This window comes from Sphaerotilus sp. (genome assembly GCF_034519685.1).
GTDB lineage: Bacteria > Pseudomonadota > Gammaproteobacteria > Burkholderiales > Burkholderiaceae_C > Sphaerotilus.
In genome coordinates this window covers 1515497-1533750 of sequence record NZ_JAXHOF010000003.1, presented here as the reverse complement: position 1 = coordinate 1533750, position 18254 = coordinate 1515497, and the positions used below count along the sequence as shown (strand labels likewise).

The window sequence follows — 18254 nt, the reverse complement described above, 5'->3', positions numbered from 1 at the left end:
TGCAGTGCAGTAAATTTGCACGGTTTTCCATCGCCATACGCAGGAGTGCGCCATGAACCAGGCTGCCTCGGGACACCCGTCCCCCCAAGAAGTCCAAGCCCTCGCCCTCGGCGGGTTGTACGACCCGGCCAACGAACATGACGCCTGCGGCGTCGGTTTCGTCGCGCACATCAAGGGCCAGAAGGCGCATTCCATCGTCGAGCAGGGCCTGAAGATCCTCGAGAACCTCGACCACCGCGGTGCGGTCGGCGCCGATGCGCTGATGGGCGATGGTGCAGGCATCCTGATCCAGATCCCGGACGAGTTCTTCCGCGCCGAGATGGCTGCGCAAGGCGTCAAGCTGCCCCCGCCGGGCGAGTACGGCGTCGGCATGATCTTCCTGCCGAAGGAACATGCCTCGCGTCTGGCCTGCGAGCAGGAAGTCGAGCGCGCCGTGAAGGCCGAGGGGCAGGTGCTGCTCGGCTGGCGTGATGTGCCGGTGGACAAGGACATGCCGATGTCCCCGACCGTGCGCAAGACCGAGCCGATCATCCGCCAGGTCTTCATCGGCCGTGGCGCTGACGTGATCGTGCCGGACGCGCTGGAGCGCAAGCTGTACGTGATCCGCAAGACCGCTTCGGCGGCGATCATGAAGCTCAAGCTGACGCACAGCCGCGAGTACTACGTGCCCAGCATGTCGTGCCGCACCATCATCTACAAGGGCCTGCTGCTGGCCGATCAGGTCGGCACCTACTACCTGGACCTGCGAGACGCACGCTGCACCTCGGCGCTGGCGCTGGTGCACCAGCGCTTCTCGACCAACACCTTCCCCGAGTGGCCGCTGGCCCACCCGTACCGGATGGTCGCGCACAACGGCGAGATCAACACCGTCAAGGGCAACTTCAACTGGATGCGCGCGCGCCAGGGCGTCATGAAGTCGCCGGTGCTGGGTGACGACCTGCAGAAGCTCTACCCGATCAGCTTCTTCGGCCAGTCCGATACCGCCACCTTCGACAACACGCTCGAACTGCTGACGATGTCGGGCTACTCGCTCGCCCATGCCGCGATGATGATGATCCCGGAAGCCTGGGAACAGCACGCGACGATGGACGAGCGCCGCCGCGCGTTCTACGAATACCATGCCGCGATGATCGAGCCGTGGGACGGCCCGGCCGCCATGGTCTTCACCGACGGCAAGCAGATCGGCGCCACGCTGGACCGCAACGGCCTGCGCCCCGCCCGCTACATCGTCACCGACGACGATCTGGTCGTGATGGCTTCGGAAACCGGCGTGCTGCCGATGATTCCGGAGAACAAGATCATCAAGAAGTGGCGCCTGCAGCCGGGCAAGATGTTCCTGATCGACTTCGAGCAGGGCCGCATCGTCGATGACGAGGAGCTGAAGAACCAGTTCGCCTCGGCCAAGCCGTACCGCCAGTGGATCGAGAACGTGCGCATCAAGCTCGACTCGATCCCTGCGGATGCCGCGCCGGTCGCGGCCGCCACCGAGTCGCTGCTGGACCGTCAGCAAGCCTTCGGCTACACCCAGGAAGACATCAAGTTCCTGATGGCCCCGATGGCTGCCAACGGTGAAGAAGGCATCGGCTCGATGGGCAACGACAGCCCGCTGGCCGTGCTGAGCGACAAGAACAAGCCGCTCTACAACTACTTCAAGCAGCTCTTCGCCCAGGTCACGAACCCGCCGATCGACCCGATCCGCGAAGCGATCGTGATGTCGCTGAACTCGTTCATCGGCCCGAAGCCCAACCTGCTCGACATCAACGCGGTCAACCCGCCGATGCGGCTCGAAGTGGCGCAGCCGATCCTCGACTTCGCCGACATGGCGCGCCTGCGCGGCATCGAGCGCCACACGGGCGGCAAGTTCAAGAGCTACGCGCTGGACATCACCTACCCGCTGGTCTGGGGCCATGAAGGCGTCGAAGCCAAGCTGGCCTCGCTGTGCGCGGAGGCCGTGGACGCGATCAAGGGTGGCTCGAACATCCTGATCATCACCGACCGCGCGATGGACGCCACGCACGTCGCCATCCCGGCGCTGCTGGCGCTGTCGGCCATCCACCACCACCTGGTGCGCGAAGGCCTGCGCACGACCGCCGGTCTGGTGGTCGAGACCGCGTCTGCCCGTGAAGTCCACCACTTCGCCGTGCTGGCGGGCTACGGTGCGGAAGCCGTGCATCCCTACCTGGCGATGGAGACGCTGGTCGACCTGCACAAGACGCTGCCGGGCAACCTGTCGGCCGACAAGGCGATCTACAACTACGTCAAGTCCATCGGCAAGGGTCTGTCCAAGATCATGTCGAAGATGGGCGTGTCCACGTACATGTCCTACTGCGGCGCGCAGCTGTTCGAGGCGATCGGTCTGAACAAGGAACTGGTCAAGCAGTACTTCCGGGGCACTCCGACCCAGGTCGAGGGCATCGGCGTGTTCGAGGTCGCCGAGGAAGCGATCCGCAACCACGTCGCCGCTTTCAGTGACGATCCGGTGCTGGCGACGATGCTGGACGCCGGCGGCGAATACGCCTGGCGCGCCCGCGGCGAAGAGCACATGTGGACGCCGGACGCCATCGCCAAGCTGCAGCACAGCACGCGCTCGGGCAAGTTCGACACCTACAAGGAATACGCCCAGATCATCAACGACCAGAACAAGCGCCATCTCACGCTGCGTGGCCTGTTCGAGTTCAAGTGTGACCCGACGAAGGCCATTCCGGTCGACGAGGTCGAACCGGCCTCCGAGATCGTCAAGCGCTTCGCCACCGGCGCGATGTCGCTGGGATCCATCTCCACCGAAGCCCACAGCACGCTGGCCCTGGCGATGAACCGCATCGGCGGCAAGTCCAACACGGGCGAAGGCGGCGAAGACCCGGCCCGTTACCGCAACGAGCTGAAGGGCATCCAGATCGTCGACGGCACCAAGGTGTCGGACGTGGTCGGCACCAAGGTCATCGAGTCCGACTACGCCATGAAGGCCGGCGACAGCCTGCGCTCGAAGATCAAGCAGGTCGCCTCGGGCCGCTTCGGTGTCACGACCGAGTACCTGGTGTCCGCCGACCAGATCCAGATCAAGATGGCCCAGGGCGCCAAGCCGGGCGAGGGCGGTCAGCTCCCGGGCGGCAAGGTGTCCGAGTACATCGGCAAGCTGCGCCACTCGGTGCCGGGCGTCGGCCTGATCTCGCCGCCGCCGCACCACGACATCTACTCGATCGAGGATCTGGCGCAGCTCATCCACGACCTGAAGAACGTCAACCCGGTCTCCTCCATCAGCGTGAAGCTGGTGTCGGAAGTCGGCGTCGGCACCATCGCCGCCGGCGTCACCAAGTGCAAGGCCGACCACATCGTGATCGCCGGCCATGACGGCGGCACGGGGGCCTCGCCCTGGTCGTCGATCAAGCACTGCGGCACGCCGTGGGAGCTGGGTCTGGCCGAGACGCAGCAGACGCTGGTGCTGAACCGCCTGCGCGGCCGTGTCCGCGTGCAGGCCGACGGTCAGATGAAGACCGGCCGCGACGTGGTCATCGGCGCGCTGCTGGGCGCCGACGAGTTCGGCTTCGCCACCGCGCCGCTGGTGGTCGAGGGCTGCATCATGATGCGCAAGTGCCACCTGAACACCTGCCCGGTGGGCGTGGCCACGCAGGATCCGGTGCTGCGCAAGAAGTTCACCGGCAAGCCCGAGCATGTCGTCAACTACTTCTTCTTCGTCGCCGAGGAAGCGCGCCAGCTGATGGCGCAGCTCGGCATCCGCAAGTTCGATGACCTGATCGGCCGCTCGGACCTGCTGGACACGAAGAAGGCGATCAGCCACTGGAAGGCCAAGGGTCTGGACTTCAGCAAGGTCTTCTTCCAGCCGAACGTGCCGGCCGATGTGCCGCGCCTGCACGTGTCCACGCAGGACCACGGTCTGGAAAAAGCCCTCGACCACAAGCTCATCGCCAAGGCCCGGGCCGCGATCGAGAAGGGCGAGAAGACGCAGTTCATGGAAGACGTGCGCAACGTCAACCGCTCGGTCGGCGCGATGCTGTCGGGCGAGCTGATCAAGCACCATCCGGACGGTCTGCCCGACGAGACGATCTTCGTGCAGATGGAAGGCACGGGCGGCCAGAGCTTCGGCGCCTTCCTCGCCAGCGGCATCACCTTCTACCTGATCGGTGAAGCCAACGACTACACCGGCAAGGGCCTGTCGGGCGGGCGCATCGTCGTGCGGCCGTCGATCGAGTTCCGTGGTGATGCGTCGAAGAACATCATCATCGGCAACACCGCGCTGTTCGGTGCCACCACCGGCGAGGCGTTCTTCCGTGGCGTGGCGGGCGAGCGTTTTGCGGTGCGCCTGTCGGGTGCGACAACCGTCGTCGAAGGCACGGGCGACCACGGCTGCGAGTACATGACCGGCGGCACCGCGGTCGTGCTGGGCCAGACGGGCCGCAACTTCGCGGCCGGCATGTCGGGCGGCGTGGCCTATGTCTACGACGCGGATGGCACCTTCGCCTCGCGCTGCAACACCGCGCAGGTCGCACTCGACAAGGTGCTGCCGGCGGCCGAGCAGGAAAAGACGATGGACCTGGCGATCTGGCACAAGGGGCAGACCGACGAGGCATTGCTCAAGAAGCTGGTCGACGACCACCACCGCTGGACCGGCTCGCTGCGTGCCCGCGACATCCTGGACAACTGGAGCGACGCCCGCACCAAGTTCGTCAAGGTGTTCCCGCACGAATACAAGCGCGCCCTGGGTGAGATCAACGCCTCCAAGGCCACCGAAGAGACCATCGCCAAGGCCAAGGGCGACGTCAAGGGTGATGGCAAGACCGCGCACGCGGTTCCGGCCAAGTAAGCGCCCTGCCATCCGACGAACCGAACATTTGCGAGAGTCAACGCACCATGGGTAAGGTCACTGGTTTTCTGGAATTCGAGCGCCTCGAAGAGGGCTACGAGCCGGTCGAGAAGCGCCTGAAGAACTACAAGGAATTTGTCATCGGCCTCAAGCCGGAAGAGGCAAAGATCCAGGGCGCACGCTGCATGGACTGCGGCACGCCGTTCTGCAACAACGGCTGCCCGGTCAACAACATCATCCCGGACTTCAACGACCTGGTCTTCCAGGGCGACTGGAAGAACGCGATCACGGTCCTGCACTCGACGAACAACTTCCCCGAGTTCACCGGCCGGATCTGCCCGGCGCCGTGCGAGGCCGCCTGCGTGGTCAACGTCAACGGCGACGCGGTCGGCATCAAGTCGATCGAGCACGCGATCATCGACCGCGCCTGGGAAGAGGGCTGGGTCGTGCCGCAGCTGCCGAAGGTCAAGACCGGCAAGAAGGTGGCGGTTGTCGGTTCCGGCCCTGCGGGCATGGCGGCGGCGCAGCAGCTGGCCCGCGCCGGCCATGACGTGACGCTGTTCGAGAAGAACGACCGCGTCGGCGGCCTGCTGCGCTACGGCATCCCCGACTTCAAGATGGAGAAGACCCACATCGACCGCCGCGTCAAGCAGATGGAAGCCGAAGGCGTCGTCTTCCGCACCAACACGCTGGTGGGCGAGTGGCCGAAGGGCTCCAAGGTCACGAACTGGGCCAAGGAGACGGTCAGCGCCGCGCAGCTGAAGGCCGAATTCGACGCCGTGCTGCTGACGGGCGGCTCGGAGCAGTCGCGTGACCTGCCGGTGCCGGGCCGCGAGCTGTCGGGCATCCATTTCGCGATGGAACTGCTGCCGCAGCAGAACAAGGTCAACCACGGCGGCAAGGTGAAAGACCCGATCCGCGCCGACGGCAAGCACGTCATCGTCATCGGCGGCGGCGACACCGGCAGCGACTGCGTGGGCACGTCGAACCGCCACGGCGCCGCCAGCGTCACGCAGTTCGAGGTGATGCCGCAGCCGCCGGAGCAGGAAAACAAGCCGCTGGTCTGGCCGTACTGGCCGATGAAGCTGCGCACCTCGTCGAGCCACGAGGAAGGCTGCGTGCGCGAGTTCGCCATCTCGACCAAGGAATTCATCGGCAAGGACGGCAAGGTCGTCGGCCTGAAGACCGTCCACATCGAGTTCAAGGACGGCAAGCTGGTCGAGATCCCCGGCACCGAGAAGGAATACAAGGCCGACCTCGTGCTGCTGGCGATGGGCTTCGTGAACCCGGTGGCGACGGTGCTGGACGCCTTCGGCGTCGCCAAGGACGGCCGCGGCAATGCCAAGGCTGGTACCGACGAGGACACCGGCTACAAGACCAATGTGGACAAGGTGTTCGCGGCGGGCGACATGCGCCGTGGCCAGTCGCTGGTGGTCTGGGCGATCCGCGAGGGCCGGCAGGCGGCGCGCGAGGTGGATCAGTTCCTGATGGGGACGACGACGCTGCCGCGCTGACCTGCTGCGCTGTGCCGCCGCCTGGTGCGGCGGCCACGGAAAGCACAAAGCCGCCCTTGGGCGGCTTTGTGCTTTGCTGGTGGCGACCCGATCGGACGGGTCAGGCGGGGTAACACGCCCCCAGCACCCGCAAGCCTGCCGCTCCGGTGACCGCTGGCTCGTTCGCCGCACAACGATGCACATGCCGGTGGGCCAGCCATGCGAAGGCCGCCGCCTCGACTTCCAGCGCGGGCAGACCCTCCGTGTCGGTCGAACGGACTGCCAGACCGGGCAGAAGTGCCCTCAGGCGGTCGATCAGCGTGTCGTTGAAGGCTCCCCCGCCACACACCAGCAGATCGGCTGCATCGGGCGCATGGCGGCGCACGTCGTCGGCGATGGCGGCAGCCGTGAACGCGCAGAGCGTGGCCTGTACATCGGTCGGGGAGGGGGGGGCGACACCGCCCTGCGCGAGCGTGTCCAGCCGTTCCTGGAGCCACGCGGGGTGGAACAGGTCACGCCCTGTGCTCTTGGGCGGTTGCTGCGCGAAATAGGGCTGTGCCAGCAGATCCGCCAACAAGGCAGACGACACCGTGCCACGGGCCGCCCAGGCGCCGCGGTCGTCGTAGGGCTTCCCCTGGTGGCGGTCGATCCAGTGGTCCATCAGCGCGTTACCTGGGCCGCAGTCGAACCCGCGTGCCGGCTCGCCCGGCCGCAGGATGGTCAGGTTGCTGATGCCGCCGATGTTGACCACCGCGCGGGTCGCGTCCGGACGGCCGAAGAGGTGCTGGTGAAAGGCGGGTACCAGCGGGGCGCCTTGACCGTCGGCAGCGACATCACGGCTGCGGAAGTCGGCGATGACGTCGATGCCCGTGCGCTCGGCCAGCAGGGCGGCATTGCCGATCTGCAGCGTGTAGCCGGTGCCGTCGTGCAGGCCGGGCTGGTGGCGCACGGTCTGACCGTGGGCGCCGATGGCCCGCACGGCGCTGGCGGGGGTGTTCGTGGCGGCGAGCAGGGCGTGGACGACATCGGCGTAGCGTTCCGCGAGCGCGTTGCCGGCCAGGGCGGCGCGGTGCAGTTCGTCCGGGCCGCTGCGCTGCAGCTCCATCAGGGGTTGCCGCAGTGACTCGGCAAAGGGGCGGTGGGCGTGGCCGAGCACACCCGACCACTGGCCGTCTTCGCCGATGCGACAGAGCACGCCGTCCACACCGTCCAGCGACGTGCCCGACATCAGGCCGATGAAGAGCGCGTCGGGACGGCGGTCGCTCATTCCACGCGGGCGAGCTTGCCGACCGGGCGGGAGATCGACTCCACCAGCTGGGCGTGCATCTGCTTGGCGTGTTGGTCGAAGCGGGCGCGTGCGGCCGGCGACAGCTCGTTGGTCTCGGAGGCGCGGGCGATTTCCGCCGGGTTGACCTGTGCGCCCTTGACCTTGAACTCGAAGTGCAGGTGCGGGCCGGTGGCCCAGCCAGTGGCCCCGACGGCACCGATCACGGCACCCTGGGACACCTTCTCGCCCTTGCGCACGTCGATGCGGCTGAGGTGGGCATAGACGGTTTCGCGTCCAGCGCTGTGCCCGACGATGACCACGTTGCCGTAGCCGTTCTGCACGCCAGCAAAGTTCACCACACCGTTGCCCACGGTGCGTACCGGGGTGCCGGTGGGTGCGCCCATGTCCACGCCAAGGTGGGCGCGCCACGTCTGCAGGATCGGGTGGAAGCGCATGGCGAATCCGGAGGTCACGCGCGAGAACGCCAAGGGCGACGACATGAAGGCCTTCTGCTTGCCTTGGCCCTTCATGCTGTAGTACTGGCCTTTCTGTCCCGGCTCCTGGAACCAGACGGCCTCGTACGTCTCTCCGCCATGGATGAACCGCCCAGCCAGCACGCGCCCGGGCGTGCCCGCCCAGGTGACCGGCTCGCCATCGGCGGTCATGGTCTCGTAGACGACCGCGAAGCTGTCGCCGCGCTTGATGTCCTTGCGGAAGTTGACGTCGTTGTCGAACATCTCGGCCATCTGGCTCGTGATGTTGTCGGGCATGCGGGCTTCGTCGGTGGCGGCGAAGAGGGTAGATGTCACGGTGGCGGCGCCGCTGCGGGTCTCGATCTTCAGGGGCACCTGCTCGCTCGATGCGGTCAGGCCCTGCTCGTTGCGGCGCACGGTGATGCGGGTGAAATGGGTGCGGAGCTTGTCCTTGTCCGCGGCCGGGCCGCGTGCCACCAGCTCCTGCAGCTCGCCGCCGCCGGGGGTCGACTCGGTCACTGCACGCAGCATCTTGCCGGGCCTGCCCGAAAGGATGGTGCGGGCCACGGCATCCTTGCGCAAGAATGCAGATGCTTCGGGATCGGAAACACCCAGACGGCGCAGCAGCGTGTCGGCGGTGTCGGTGGAGCGGGTCAGGTCGCTGCGGTGCAGCAGCATTTCGTATTCGGCCAGCGCCTCGGCCTGCTCGGCCAGCCCTTCCGGCGAAACGGACTCGGTGACCATCTGGACGTTCTTCGGCGTCGAGTCGACCATGCTCAATGGCGCGACACCGAAGGCCGTGACGCCGCTCAGGGTCAGCACGGCCGTGACGATGGCGCTGAACGTCTTCGGATGACGACGAACGGTGAGGTCTGCGTGCGCCAGATGCAGGCGCGCTTTTTCGCCCAGATTGTTCACGAGTCGGTACTTTCTGCGTGACGGGCGCGGGACACGCCAGTCCGGATGGATCACTTGGCACCGTCCTCCTTCTGGACGCATCCGGCCTGCTCTGCTCTGGAACAGGCACCAGACACTCTAGAATCCGGGCCACTCGAAGTCGGCGCAGTATACCGAGACGTGCCAAAGTTACGAACTAATAACCCCCCGTTTCGTCATGCCCCATGATTTAAGTGAAATAGAAGAATCCGTGCAATTCGCACTGGATGTCACGTTGCGGGGTTGCGAAGAGCTGCTACCGCGTGCGGAATGGGTGATCAAGCTGCAGCGTGCGCACCGCACCGGCCAGCCCCTGCGCATCAAGCTGGGCCTGGATCCGACCGCGCCGGACATCCACCTGGGTCACACGGTGGTGCTCAACAAGCTGCGCCAGTTGCAGGACCTGGGTCACACCGTGATCTTCCTGATCGGGGACTTCACCTCGATGATCGGTGACCCTTCTGGCAGAAACACGACCCGCCCACCCTTGACGGCCGAGCAGATCAAGGCTAACGCGGAGACCTACTACCGCCAGGCCAGCCTGGTGCTGGATCCGGCCCGTACCGAGATTCGTTACAACTCTGAATGGTCGGACCCACTGGGTGCGCGGGGCCTGATCGCGCTGGCGTCCCGCTACACCGTGGCCCGGATGATGGAGCGCGACGATTTCACCAACCGTTTCAAAGCTGGCACGCCGATCTCGGTCCACGAGTTTCTCTACCCCCTCATGCAGGGGTATGACTCGGTGGCGCTCCAGTCGGATCTGGAGCTTGGTGGCACGGACCAGAAGTTCAATCTGCTGATGGGGCGCCACCTGCAGCAGGAATATGGCCAGGAGCCGCAGTGCATCCTGACCATGCCGCTGCTGGTCGGACTGGATGGCGTCGAGAAGATGTCCAAGTCCAAGGGCAACTACATCGGCATCAGCGAGCCGGCGAACGCGATGTACGCCAAGCTGCTGTCGATCAGTGACGAGCTGATGTGGACCTACTACACGCTGCTGAGCTTCCGCAGCGAGGCCGACATCGCAGCGCTGAAGGCCGAGGTCATCGCCGGACGCAATCCGAAGGACGCCAAGGTGCTGCTGGCCAAGGAGATCACCGCGCGTTTCCATGGTGCAGCGGCGGCCGAGGCGGCGGAACAGGACTTCCAGAACCGTGCCCGCGGCGGTGTGCCCGATGTCCTGCCCGAGGTGACGCTGTCGGGCGCGCCGCTGGGCATCGCAGCCTTGCTGCGGCAGGCCGGGCTGGTGGCATCCGGCGGGGAGGGGCAGCGCCTGATCGAGCAGAACGGCGTGCGCATCGACGGCGTGACCATCAGCGACAAGGCGCTGCGCGTCGAGGCCGGCACCTACGTCGTGCAAGTCGGCAAGCGCAAGTTTGCGCGCGTCACGCTGCTGGCTTGAACCACAGGCTGGCGCGCCAGCCTCGGCTGTCCGATACGGGGGAGGTGAGCAACAGCTCCGCCCCGGACTGCCGTGCGATGGTCTGCACCAGCGACAGCCCGAGTCCTGACCCACGGGCCAGCGTGCTGCCGCGCTCGAACGGGCGGGTCAGTGCGGCCAGATCCGTGCCCTGCGCGCCGGGGCCGTCGTCGGTGACGGAAATCTCGTCCGGCTTGACCTGGACGACGACGCTGGCTTCGGGGCCGGCATGCTTGAGCGCGTTGTCGATCAGGTTGCGCAGCGCGATGCCCAGCGCATCGATGTCCCCCAGCACCGGGGCAGGGGCCGTGTCGGTGATCAGCCGCAACTGGTGCCGCTGGTCGCGCGACTGCGGGAACTCGTCGATGACCATCTGCGCGAGCTGCCGCAAGTCGATGGGCTGGCGCTGCAGCGCGACACCGGAGTCGACGCGGGCGATCTGCAGCAGCCGGGTGGACAGGTGGGTGAGCCGGTCGAGCTGGCGCACCAGGGTCTGGGCGCGGTCGCGGGCCCGGTCGTCGCCGGTTTCCTGGGCCAGCCGCTGTGCCTGTGCGCGGGCCGCTGCAAGCGGGGTGCGCAGCTCATGGGCCATCTTGGCGGAAAAACTGCGTTCGGCGGCCAGCAAGGCCTGCACGCGGACCATGAGCCCGTTGACCGTCTCCAGCAGCGGATGCAGCTCGGTGGGGGTGTCCTGCATCGACAGGGGTTGCAGGTCATGGGCGGAACGGTGGGCCAGTTCGTCCTGGATGGGTTGCAGTTGGCGGAAGGTCTTGCGCAGGACCAGGTGCAGGGCGAGCGCCGTCAGGGGCAGCAGCAGCAGCAGCGGCACCAGCAGCGTGAAGGTCGCACGGCGCAAGGTGGATTGGCGGTGCCAGACGGCTTCGGCGAACTGGGCGCGGCGTCTTTGGTGGGTGACGGTGGCGATGCGCCAGCCGTTGTGGATGCTCATGCCTTCACGGGCGTCTGGGGCCAGTGCATGGGTCGGTGCGTGGGCCGAACGCAGCAGGACGCGCCGGTCGAGGTCCATCACCTGGTAGATCACCACCGGCTCTCGGCTGTCACGGCGCAGGCCGATGCTGTCGATGCGCGGCCGGTCAGCGGGATCACCTTCCTTCGGCAAGGGATCGGGCAGCAGCATCAGCAGCCGCTCGGCATTCTCGGCCAGGGCAAGGTCCTGGACTTCATCCGTCTCCTTGCGCACGCCGATGATCGCGGCCAGGGAGGCCGCCAGCCAGAGCGTGCCCAGCAGGATGAGCAGCCGCACATGCAGCTGGTAGGACAGGCTGTCGCGCCGGGAGCGGGGCATGGCGAGGCGGTTCCTCAGGCTTCCAGCCGGTAGCCGAGGCCGCGGTGGGTGGTGATGAGCCCGGACCCGAGCTTCTTGCGCAAGCGGCTGATGATGACCTCCAGCGTGTTGCTTTCCCCCGCCAGCAGCCCGCCGGACACCAGCGTCGACTCGATGTCGGCCCGGCTGTAGATGCGCCCGATGTGGCCGGACAGGACGCGCAGCACCGTCCATTCCATGGCCGTCAGATCGACGCCTCGGCCACCCCGCCAGGCGCGCAGGTTGACCAGATCGAACTCGCAGTCCTGGACCTTGATGTGCGGACTGGGGGCCGAGCGGCGCTGGATGGCGGTGGTGCGGGCCAGCATCTCGTCGAGATCGAAGGGCTTGACGAGGTAGTCGTCCGCGCCGGCTTCGAGGCCCCGGATGCGGTCGCTGACCTGGTCGCGCGCGGTCAGCACCAGCACGGGCAGCCGCAGTCCGGCCGCGCGCCACTGCCGCAGCAGCGTCAGCGCGTCACCGTCCGGCAGCTGCAGATCCAGCATCGCGAAATCCGCCGTGCCGGGGTCGCGGGCCTGCGCGATCAGCTTGCACCAGTGCACCCGGTGGCCAGTCATCTCCAGGTGGTCGGTGACCGCCTGACCCAGGTCGATGTCGTCTTCGAGCAGCAGCACTTGCATGGCAGCGATGATGGCGCATGTCAGGTCGGCATGCAAAAAAGGCCGCCCGAGCGGGCGGCCTTTGACAGGCGAGGCAGCGTCGGATTGACGCAGGCTCAGTCGGCGTACTGGCCGGCGGCCTTGATGACCGGGCCCCACTTGGCGATTTCTGCTTCGACGAACTTCTTGTGCTCGGCCGGGTTGACGCGGGCGTCGTCGACGATGTCGGCGCCCAGGGCTTCCTGGCGCTTGACGAAGTCGGCATCCTTCAGCGCGGTCTTCATCGCGGCGTTGACCTTGTCGAGCACGGCCTTGGGCGTGTTCTTCGGCGCATACAGGCCGTGCCAGATCGTGACGTTGAAGCCCTTCAGGCCCGCTTCGTTGAGCGTCGGCAGGGCCTTCAGCGCCTCGGTGGTCTGGCGCTTGCTGCTGGTGACGGCATAGGCCTTGACCTTGCCGGCGGCGATCTGGCCGGTCGTGTTGGTGGTCTGGTCACACATGATGTCGACCTGTCCGCCCATCAGGTCGGTCATGGCCGGGCCGGTGCCCTTGTACGGCACGGTGGTCATGTCGATCTTGATGCTCTGCTGGAACAGCAGGCCGCACAGGTGCGAAGCCGATCCCAGGCCGGCGTTGGCCAAGTTGATCTTGCCCTTGTTGGCATCGAGCCATTTGGTCAGCTCGCCGTAGTTGGCTGCCGGCAGGCTCGGGCGCGCGATCAGCGTCATCGGCACTTCGTTCACCAGGCCGAGGTACTCGAAGTCGTTCAGGGCGTCGTACTGCATCTTGCGGTACAGCGCCGGTGCCGTGGCCATGGCGACGTGGGCCAGCAGCAGCGTGTAGCCGTCCGGGCTGGCCTTGGCGACCTTGGTGTGGCCGAGCGTGCCGCCCGCGCCGGCGACGTTCTCGATGATGACCTGACCGCCCAGCGGCTTGCGCAGCGCCTCGGCCAGATCACGGGCGACCTTGTCGGTCGGGCCACCGGCGGCGAACGGCACGACGAGCGTGATCGGCTTGTCGCCAGGATAGGTCTGCGCCGAGGCGCCCAGCGCGGCAGTGGCCAGTGCGACGGCGGTGATCAGATGCTTCATGGAGTCTCCAGTGGCTCGGTAAAGAGGGGTTCCCGGTGGGTGGCGTGCATCGTAGCGACACTTGGTCTGCTGCGCACCTCGGAAACTACGTAACGACGTCACGTGGGCACCCGCGTGCAGGCTGACCGAGCGGGCCCGGCGACGGACCCGGTGTCGTCATTTGCCGTCACTGGTAGCTGCGGCGGTCCTCGATCACCTTGCCATCGTTGGGCAGCGTGCCGCCCGCGACGGTGACGATGTTGGCCCGCAGCTTGGTCACGTCGCGCACCGACTCGGCCACGCGCGCGGCCAGGCCCTCGGGTGCGGCGTCGCATTCGATGTGCAGCGCCATGCGGTCGTTGGCCATCTCGCCTTCGACCACGAGTCGGGCGCGCACGATCTCGGGATGCCGGCGCACGACATCGGCCACTTGCGATGGATGGACGAACATGCCACGCACCTTGGTGGTCTGGTCGGCCCGGCCCATCCAGCCCTTGATGCGCCGCGCGGTGCGGCCGGTCGGGCAGTCGCCGGCCAGCACCGCCGAGAGGTCGCCCGTGCCGAAGCGGATCAGCGGGTAGTCGGGGTTCAGCGTGGTCACGACCAGCTCGCCGACTTCGCCGTCCGGCACTGGGTCGCCCGTTCCCGGACGCACGATCTCGACGATCACGCCTTCGTCGATCACCAGGCCCTGGCGCGCCGAGGTCTCGTAGGCGATCAGGCCGAGGTCTGCGGTGGCGTAGCACTGGTAGCCGGCGATGCCGCGCTCGCCCAGCCAGTCGCGCAAGGACGGCGGGAACGCCTCGCCGCTGACCAGGGCCTTGGTGACCGAGGTGATGTCGGCGCCGGTCTCGGCGGCTTTCTCGACCAGGATCTTCAGGAAGCTGGGTGTGCCGATGTAGCCCTGCGGACGCAACTCGGACACCGCCTGCAGTTGCAGCTCGGTGTTGCCGACGCCCCCCGCGAAGACGCTGCAACCCAGCGCGTGGGCCCCCGTCTCCATCATCGACCCAGCGGGGGTGAGGTGGTAGCTGAAGCTGTTGTGGATCAGGTCGCTTGCGCGGAATCCGGCGGCGAAGATGGCGCGGGCCATGCGCCAGTAGTCGTGCCCGGTGCCCTCGGGTTCGTAGATCGGGCCGGGCGACTGGAAGACCCGCTTCGCACCACGGGTGGCGGGCTGTCCGGTCCAGCCGATGGCCGAGAAACCGCCGAAGGCGTCGCGCACGCGCAGCGCCTTCTGCCGTTCGAGCAGCTCGCTCTTGCGGGTCACGGGCAGGCGGGCGAGGGCGTCGCGGCTCGTGATGCTGGAGGCGTCAACGCCGGCCAGGATCTCTGCAAACGCAGGGGTGCGGCTGGCCGCGTGTGCCACCTGACCGGGCAGGGCCGCGAGCTGCGCGGCTTCGCGCTGGGCGTGGGTGCGGGTTTCCAGGGCGTCGTAGAACTCGCTCACGGCGCGAACCTTTCTAGAGGGGGATGGGCGGATGGGTACCGAACAGCTCAGGCCAGCCAGCGCTTGCGGCGCTTGTAGCTCTTGTTGTCCTTGAAGCTCTTGCGGTCGCCGCCACCCATGCCGAGGTAGAACTCCTTGACGTCCTCGTTCTCGCGCAGGGCCTTGGCTTCACCGTCCATCACGATGCGGCCGTTCTCCAGGATGTACCCGTAGTCCGAATAGCGCAGCGCGATGTTGGTGTTCTGCTCGGCGAGCAGGAAGGTGACCCCTTCCTTGGTGTTCAGATCCTTCACGATCTCGAACACCTCTTCCACGATCTGCGGCGCCAGACCCATCGACGGCTCGTCGAGCAGCACCATCTTCGGGTTGGCCATCAGCGCACGCCCGATGGCGCACATCTGCTGCTCGCCGCCGGAGGTGTAGGCGGCCTGGCTGGTGCGGCGGGTCTTCAGCCGGGGAAAGTAGTTGTAGACCTTCTCCAGCGTCTGCGCGACCGCCGCCTTGCCGTCCCGGCGGGTGTAGGCGCCGGTCATCAGGTTGTCCTCGATGCTCAGGTGCGCGAAGCAGTGCCGGCCTTCCATGACCTGCACCACCCCGCGGTTGACCATGTCGGAGGTGGAGAGCTTGTCGATGCGCTCGCCGCGCAACTCGATCGAGCCCTTGGTGACATCACCCCGCTCTCCGGCCAGCAGGTTGCTGATGGCGCGCAGCGTGGTCGTCTTGCCCGCGCCGTTACCGCCCAGCAAGGCCACGACCTTGCCTTCGGGCACCTGCAGGGACACGCCCTTGAGCACGAGGATCACGTGGTTGTAGATCACCTCGATGCCGTTGACGTTCAGGAGAATGTTCGGAGTGCTCATGGGGCGTGTCACCTGGGTCGCGAGAGTGGGTTCAGCTCAGATCAGGACTGGCAGTCTTCCGGCTTGCGGCGCTCGATCTTCTTTTCGGCGGCGTACTTGTCGGCCGCAGCACGCACCATCGGCTTGAGGATCATCTCGTCCGCTTGCAGCCAGTCGGACGAGAAGCCCCACTTGGCGCCGTCCCAGGTGTGCACACGCACCCAGGCCGAGCCCATGTGGTCGTTGCACGAGGTCGAGACCGGGCGCATCACGCCGGCGAAGCCCAGACCGTCGAGCTTCTTCTGGTCGAGGGCCAGGTTCTCGTAGCCCCAGCGTGCCTGCTCGCCGGTCACGACCTTGCCCTTGCCGAAACGCTCCTGCGCACGGCGCACGCCTTCGACCGCCAGCATCGCCGCCGACAGGCCGCGCATGTAGAGCACCTGGCCGACTTCTTCCTTCGGCCCGGTGCCCTGGCCCTTGGCGTGGACCATGTTCAGCACGTCCTGCGTCACCTTGGCGTTCATCTCGACACCGTGCTGCAGGGTCAGGGCGCTGTAGCCCTTGGCGGCCGCACCGACGTCCTTGACGTCCGGTTCGGCCCCCGCCCACCACACGCCGTACATCTTCTCGCGCGGATAGCCGGTGGCGACCGCTTCCTTCAGCGCAGCCGAGTTCATAACGCCCCAGCCCCACAGCAGGATGTAGTCGGGACGGTTCTGGCGGATCTGCAGCCAGGTCGACTTCTGCTCGACGCCGGGGTGGGTCACGGGCATCGTGGTCAGCTCGAAGCCGTGCATCTTGGCGCGCTCCTGCAGCAGCGGGATCGGCTCCTTGCCGTAGGGGCTGTCGTGGTAGACGAGGGCGATCTTCTTGCCCTTGAGCTTGTCGAGGCCGCCTTCCTTCTTGCCGATGTGCTGGATCAGCGTGTCGGCCGCGACCCAGTAGGTGCCCACCAGCGGGAAGTTCCACTTGAAGACGCCGCCGTCCGCCGACTCGCTGCGGCCGTAGCCGGAGGTGATGAGCGGGATCTTGTCGGCGGGGGCCTTCTCGGTCAGGGCGAAGGTGATGCCGGTGGACAGCGGCTGGAACACGGTCGCGCCCTTGCCCTTCAGGCGCTCGTAGCATTCGACGCCGCGGTCGGTGGCGTAGCCGGTCTCGCATTCCTCGAAGCTGACCTTCACGCCGTTGATGCCGCCCTTGGCATTGACGAGCTTCAGGTAATCGACATAGCCGTTGGCGAAGGGAACGCCGTTGGGTGCGTAGGCACCGGTGCGGTACACCAGCACCGGGAAGAACTGCTCCTTGGCTTGCGCGAACGCAGCCGGGGCGACCAGCGAGCCGGCGACGGCCGCGGTCAGGGATGCAGCGATGGCGAGTGACTTGAGTTTCATGTCTGCCTCTTGGGTCAACGGGGTGGGTGGTACGGGGACTGGAACGAGAACACGAACGGGAAAGGACGCAACGCGGCTCAGTGCGGGAAAGGCCACAGGCGCAGCTTTTCCTTGCCGATCGACCACAGACGGGCCAGCCCGTGCGGTTCGACGATCAGGAAGAAGACGATCAGCGCGCCGAAGATCATGGCTTCGAGGTGGGCCACGGTCGAGGTCGAGATCGGGATGCCCAGCAGGGCAGGGATCTGGTTCAGCAGGATCGGCAGGATCACGATGAAGGCCGCGCCGAAGAAGCTGCCCATGATCGAGCCCAGACCGCCGATGATCACCATGAACAGCAGCTGGAACGAGCGGTCGATCGAGAACGCCGCCGGCTCCCACGAACCCAGGTGCACGAAGCCCCACAGCCCGCCGGCGACACCGACGATGAAGCTCGACACCGCGAAGGCGCTCAGCTTGGCCTGGATCGGACGGATGCCGATGACGGAGGCTGCGACGTCCATGTCGCGCATCGCCATCCATTCGCGCCCGATGTTGCCGCGCACCAGGTTCTTGGCCATCAGGCCGAACACGCACAGGAAGAGCAGGCAGAACAGGTACTTCTGCGTCGGCGTCTCGATGGGCATGCCGAGTACCTGCAGGCCGGAGACACTCACCGACCCGGAGGCCGAGTTGTTGGTGAACCAGGTGATGCGCAGGAAGCTCCAGTCGATGAAGAACTGCGCCGCCAGGGTCGCCACGGCCAGATACAGCCCCTTGATGCGCAGCGACGGAATGCCGAACAGCACGCCGATCACCGTCGAGCACAGCCCGCCCAGCAGCAGCGCCGGGATCAGCGGCATGCCGTCGATGCGGATGAAGAAGTTGTAGGCCGCGTAGGCGCCGACCGCCATGAAGCCGCCGGTGCCCAGCGAGATCTGGCCGCAGTAGCCGACCAGGATGTTCAGCCCGAGCGCTGCCAGCGACAGGATCAGGAAGGGGATGAGGATGGCGCGGAACATGTATTCCGACGCCAGCATCGGCACCACGACCGCAGCAAAGGCGACCAGCGCCAGGACGCCCAGCCTGTCCTGCGTGATCGGGAAGATCTGCTGGTCCGAGCGGTAGCTGGTCTTGAACTGGCCGTTCTCACGGTAAAGCATGGGGAGT

Annotated in this window: 12 protein-coding genes; 3 read left to right on the top strand and 9 right to left on the bottom strand. The window is 66.6% G+C overall.

What is annotated here, in order from left to right:
- Window positions 1-52: 52 nt before the first annotated feature.
- Both U5O44_RS10795 and U5O44_RS10790 read left to right on the top strand, forming a co-directional pair.
- Window positions 53-4819, top strand: a complete 4767-nt coding sequence (locus U5O44_RS10795) for a glutamate synthase-related protein (RefSeq protein WP_322588425.1) — start codon at window positions 53-55, stop codon at window positions 4817-4819.
- A gap of 47 nt (window positions 4820-4866) precedes the next feature.
- Complete coding sequence (locus tag U5O44_RS10790) at window positions 4867-6333, top strand: glutamate synthase subunit beta (protein ID WP_322588424.1); 1467 nt, start codon at window positions 4867-4869, stop codon at window positions 6331-6333.
- A 100-nt stretch (window positions 6334-6433) separates the two neighbouring features.
- On the opposite strand, the gene U5O44_RS10785 is transcribed toward U5O44_RS10790, so the two are convergent.
- Together U5O44_RS10785 and U5O44_RS10780 are read right to left on the bottom strand one after the other, a co-directional pair.
- On the bottom strand, window positions 6434-7579 hold the full coding sequence (locus U5O44_RS10785) for an anhydro-N-acetylmuramic acid kinase (RefSeq protein WP_322588423.1): 1146 nt from the start codon (window positions 7577-7579) through the stop codon (window positions 6434-6436).
- The gene (locus tag U5O44_RS10780; RefSeq protein ID WP_322588422.1) at window positions 7576-8970 is read right to left on the bottom strand and encodes a peptidoglycan DD-metalloendopeptidase family protein; all 1395 of its coding nucleotides are present in this window, start codon (window positions 8968-8970) and stop codon (window positions 7576-7578) included. Before U5O44_RS10780 ends, U5O44_RS10785 begins: the two co-directional genes overlap by 4 nt.
- 196 nt (window positions 8971-9166) lie before the next feature.
- Here U5O44_RS10780 and tyrS point away from each other — a divergent pair, with 196 nt between their 5' ends.
- The gene (gene tyrS, locus U5O44_RS10775) at window positions 9167-10393 is read left to right on the top strand and encodes a tyrosine--tRNA ligase (RefSeq protein ID WP_322588421.1); all 1227 of its coding nucleotides are present in this window, start codon (window positions 9167-9169) and stop codon (window positions 10391-10393) included.
- Here tyrS and U5O44_RS10770 read toward each other — a convergent pair.
- The 7 genes from U5O44_RS10770 to U5O44_RS10740 form a co-directional block, all read right to left on the bottom strand.
- Window positions 10377-11717 (bottom strand): sensor histidine kinase, encoded by a 1341-nt coding sequence (locus U5O44_RS10770; RefSeq protein ID WP_322588420.1) that lies wholly within the window; start codon window positions 11715-11717, stop codon window positions 10377-10379. The genes tyrS and U5O44_RS10770 overlap by 17 nt on opposite strands.
- A 14-nt stretch (window positions 11718-11731) precedes the next feature.
- The gene (locus U5O44_RS10765; RefSeq protein ID WP_322588419.1) at window positions 11732-12376 is read right to left on the bottom strand and encodes a response regulator transcription factor; all 645 of its coding nucleotides are present in this window, start codon (window positions 12374-12376) and stop codon (window positions 11732-11734) included.
- A gap of 95 nt (window positions 12377-12471) precedes the next feature.
- The gene (locus tag U5O44_RS10760) at window positions 12472-13446 is read right to left on the bottom strand and encodes a tripartite tricarboxylate transporter substrate-binding protein (protein WP_322588418.1); all 975 of its coding nucleotides are present in this window, start codon (window positions 13444-13446) and stop codon (window positions 12472-12474) included.
- Window positions 13447-13612: 166 nt separating this feature from the next.
- Entirely contained in the window at window positions 13613-14875 is a 1263-nt protein-coding gene (locus tag U5O44_RS10755) for a phenylacetate--CoA ligase family protein (RefSeq protein ID WP_322588417.1), read from the bottom strand.
- A gap of 47 nt (window positions 14876-14922) precedes the next feature.
- Window positions 14923-15735 (bottom strand): ABC transporter ATP-binding protein, encoded by an 813-nt coding sequence (locus U5O44_RS10750; RefSeq protein WP_322588416.1) that lies wholly within the window; start codon window positions 15733-15735, stop codon window positions 14923-14925.
- Between the two features lie 41 nt (window positions 15736-15776).
- A complete protein-coding gene (locus tag U5O44_RS10745; protein WP_322588415.1) occupies window positions 15777-17105 on the bottom strand; it encodes an ABC transporter substrate-binding protein in 1329 nt (442 codons plus the stop codon).
- A gap of 77 nt (window positions 17106-17182) precedes the next feature.
- The gene (locus U5O44_RS10740; RefSeq protein WP_322588414.1) at window positions 17183-18247 is read right to left on the bottom strand and encodes a branched-chain amino acid ABC transporter permease; all 1065 of its coding nucleotides are present in this window, start codon (window positions 18245-18247) and stop codon (window positions 17183-17185) included.
- Between the last annotated feature and the right edge of the window lie 7 nt (window positions 18248-18254).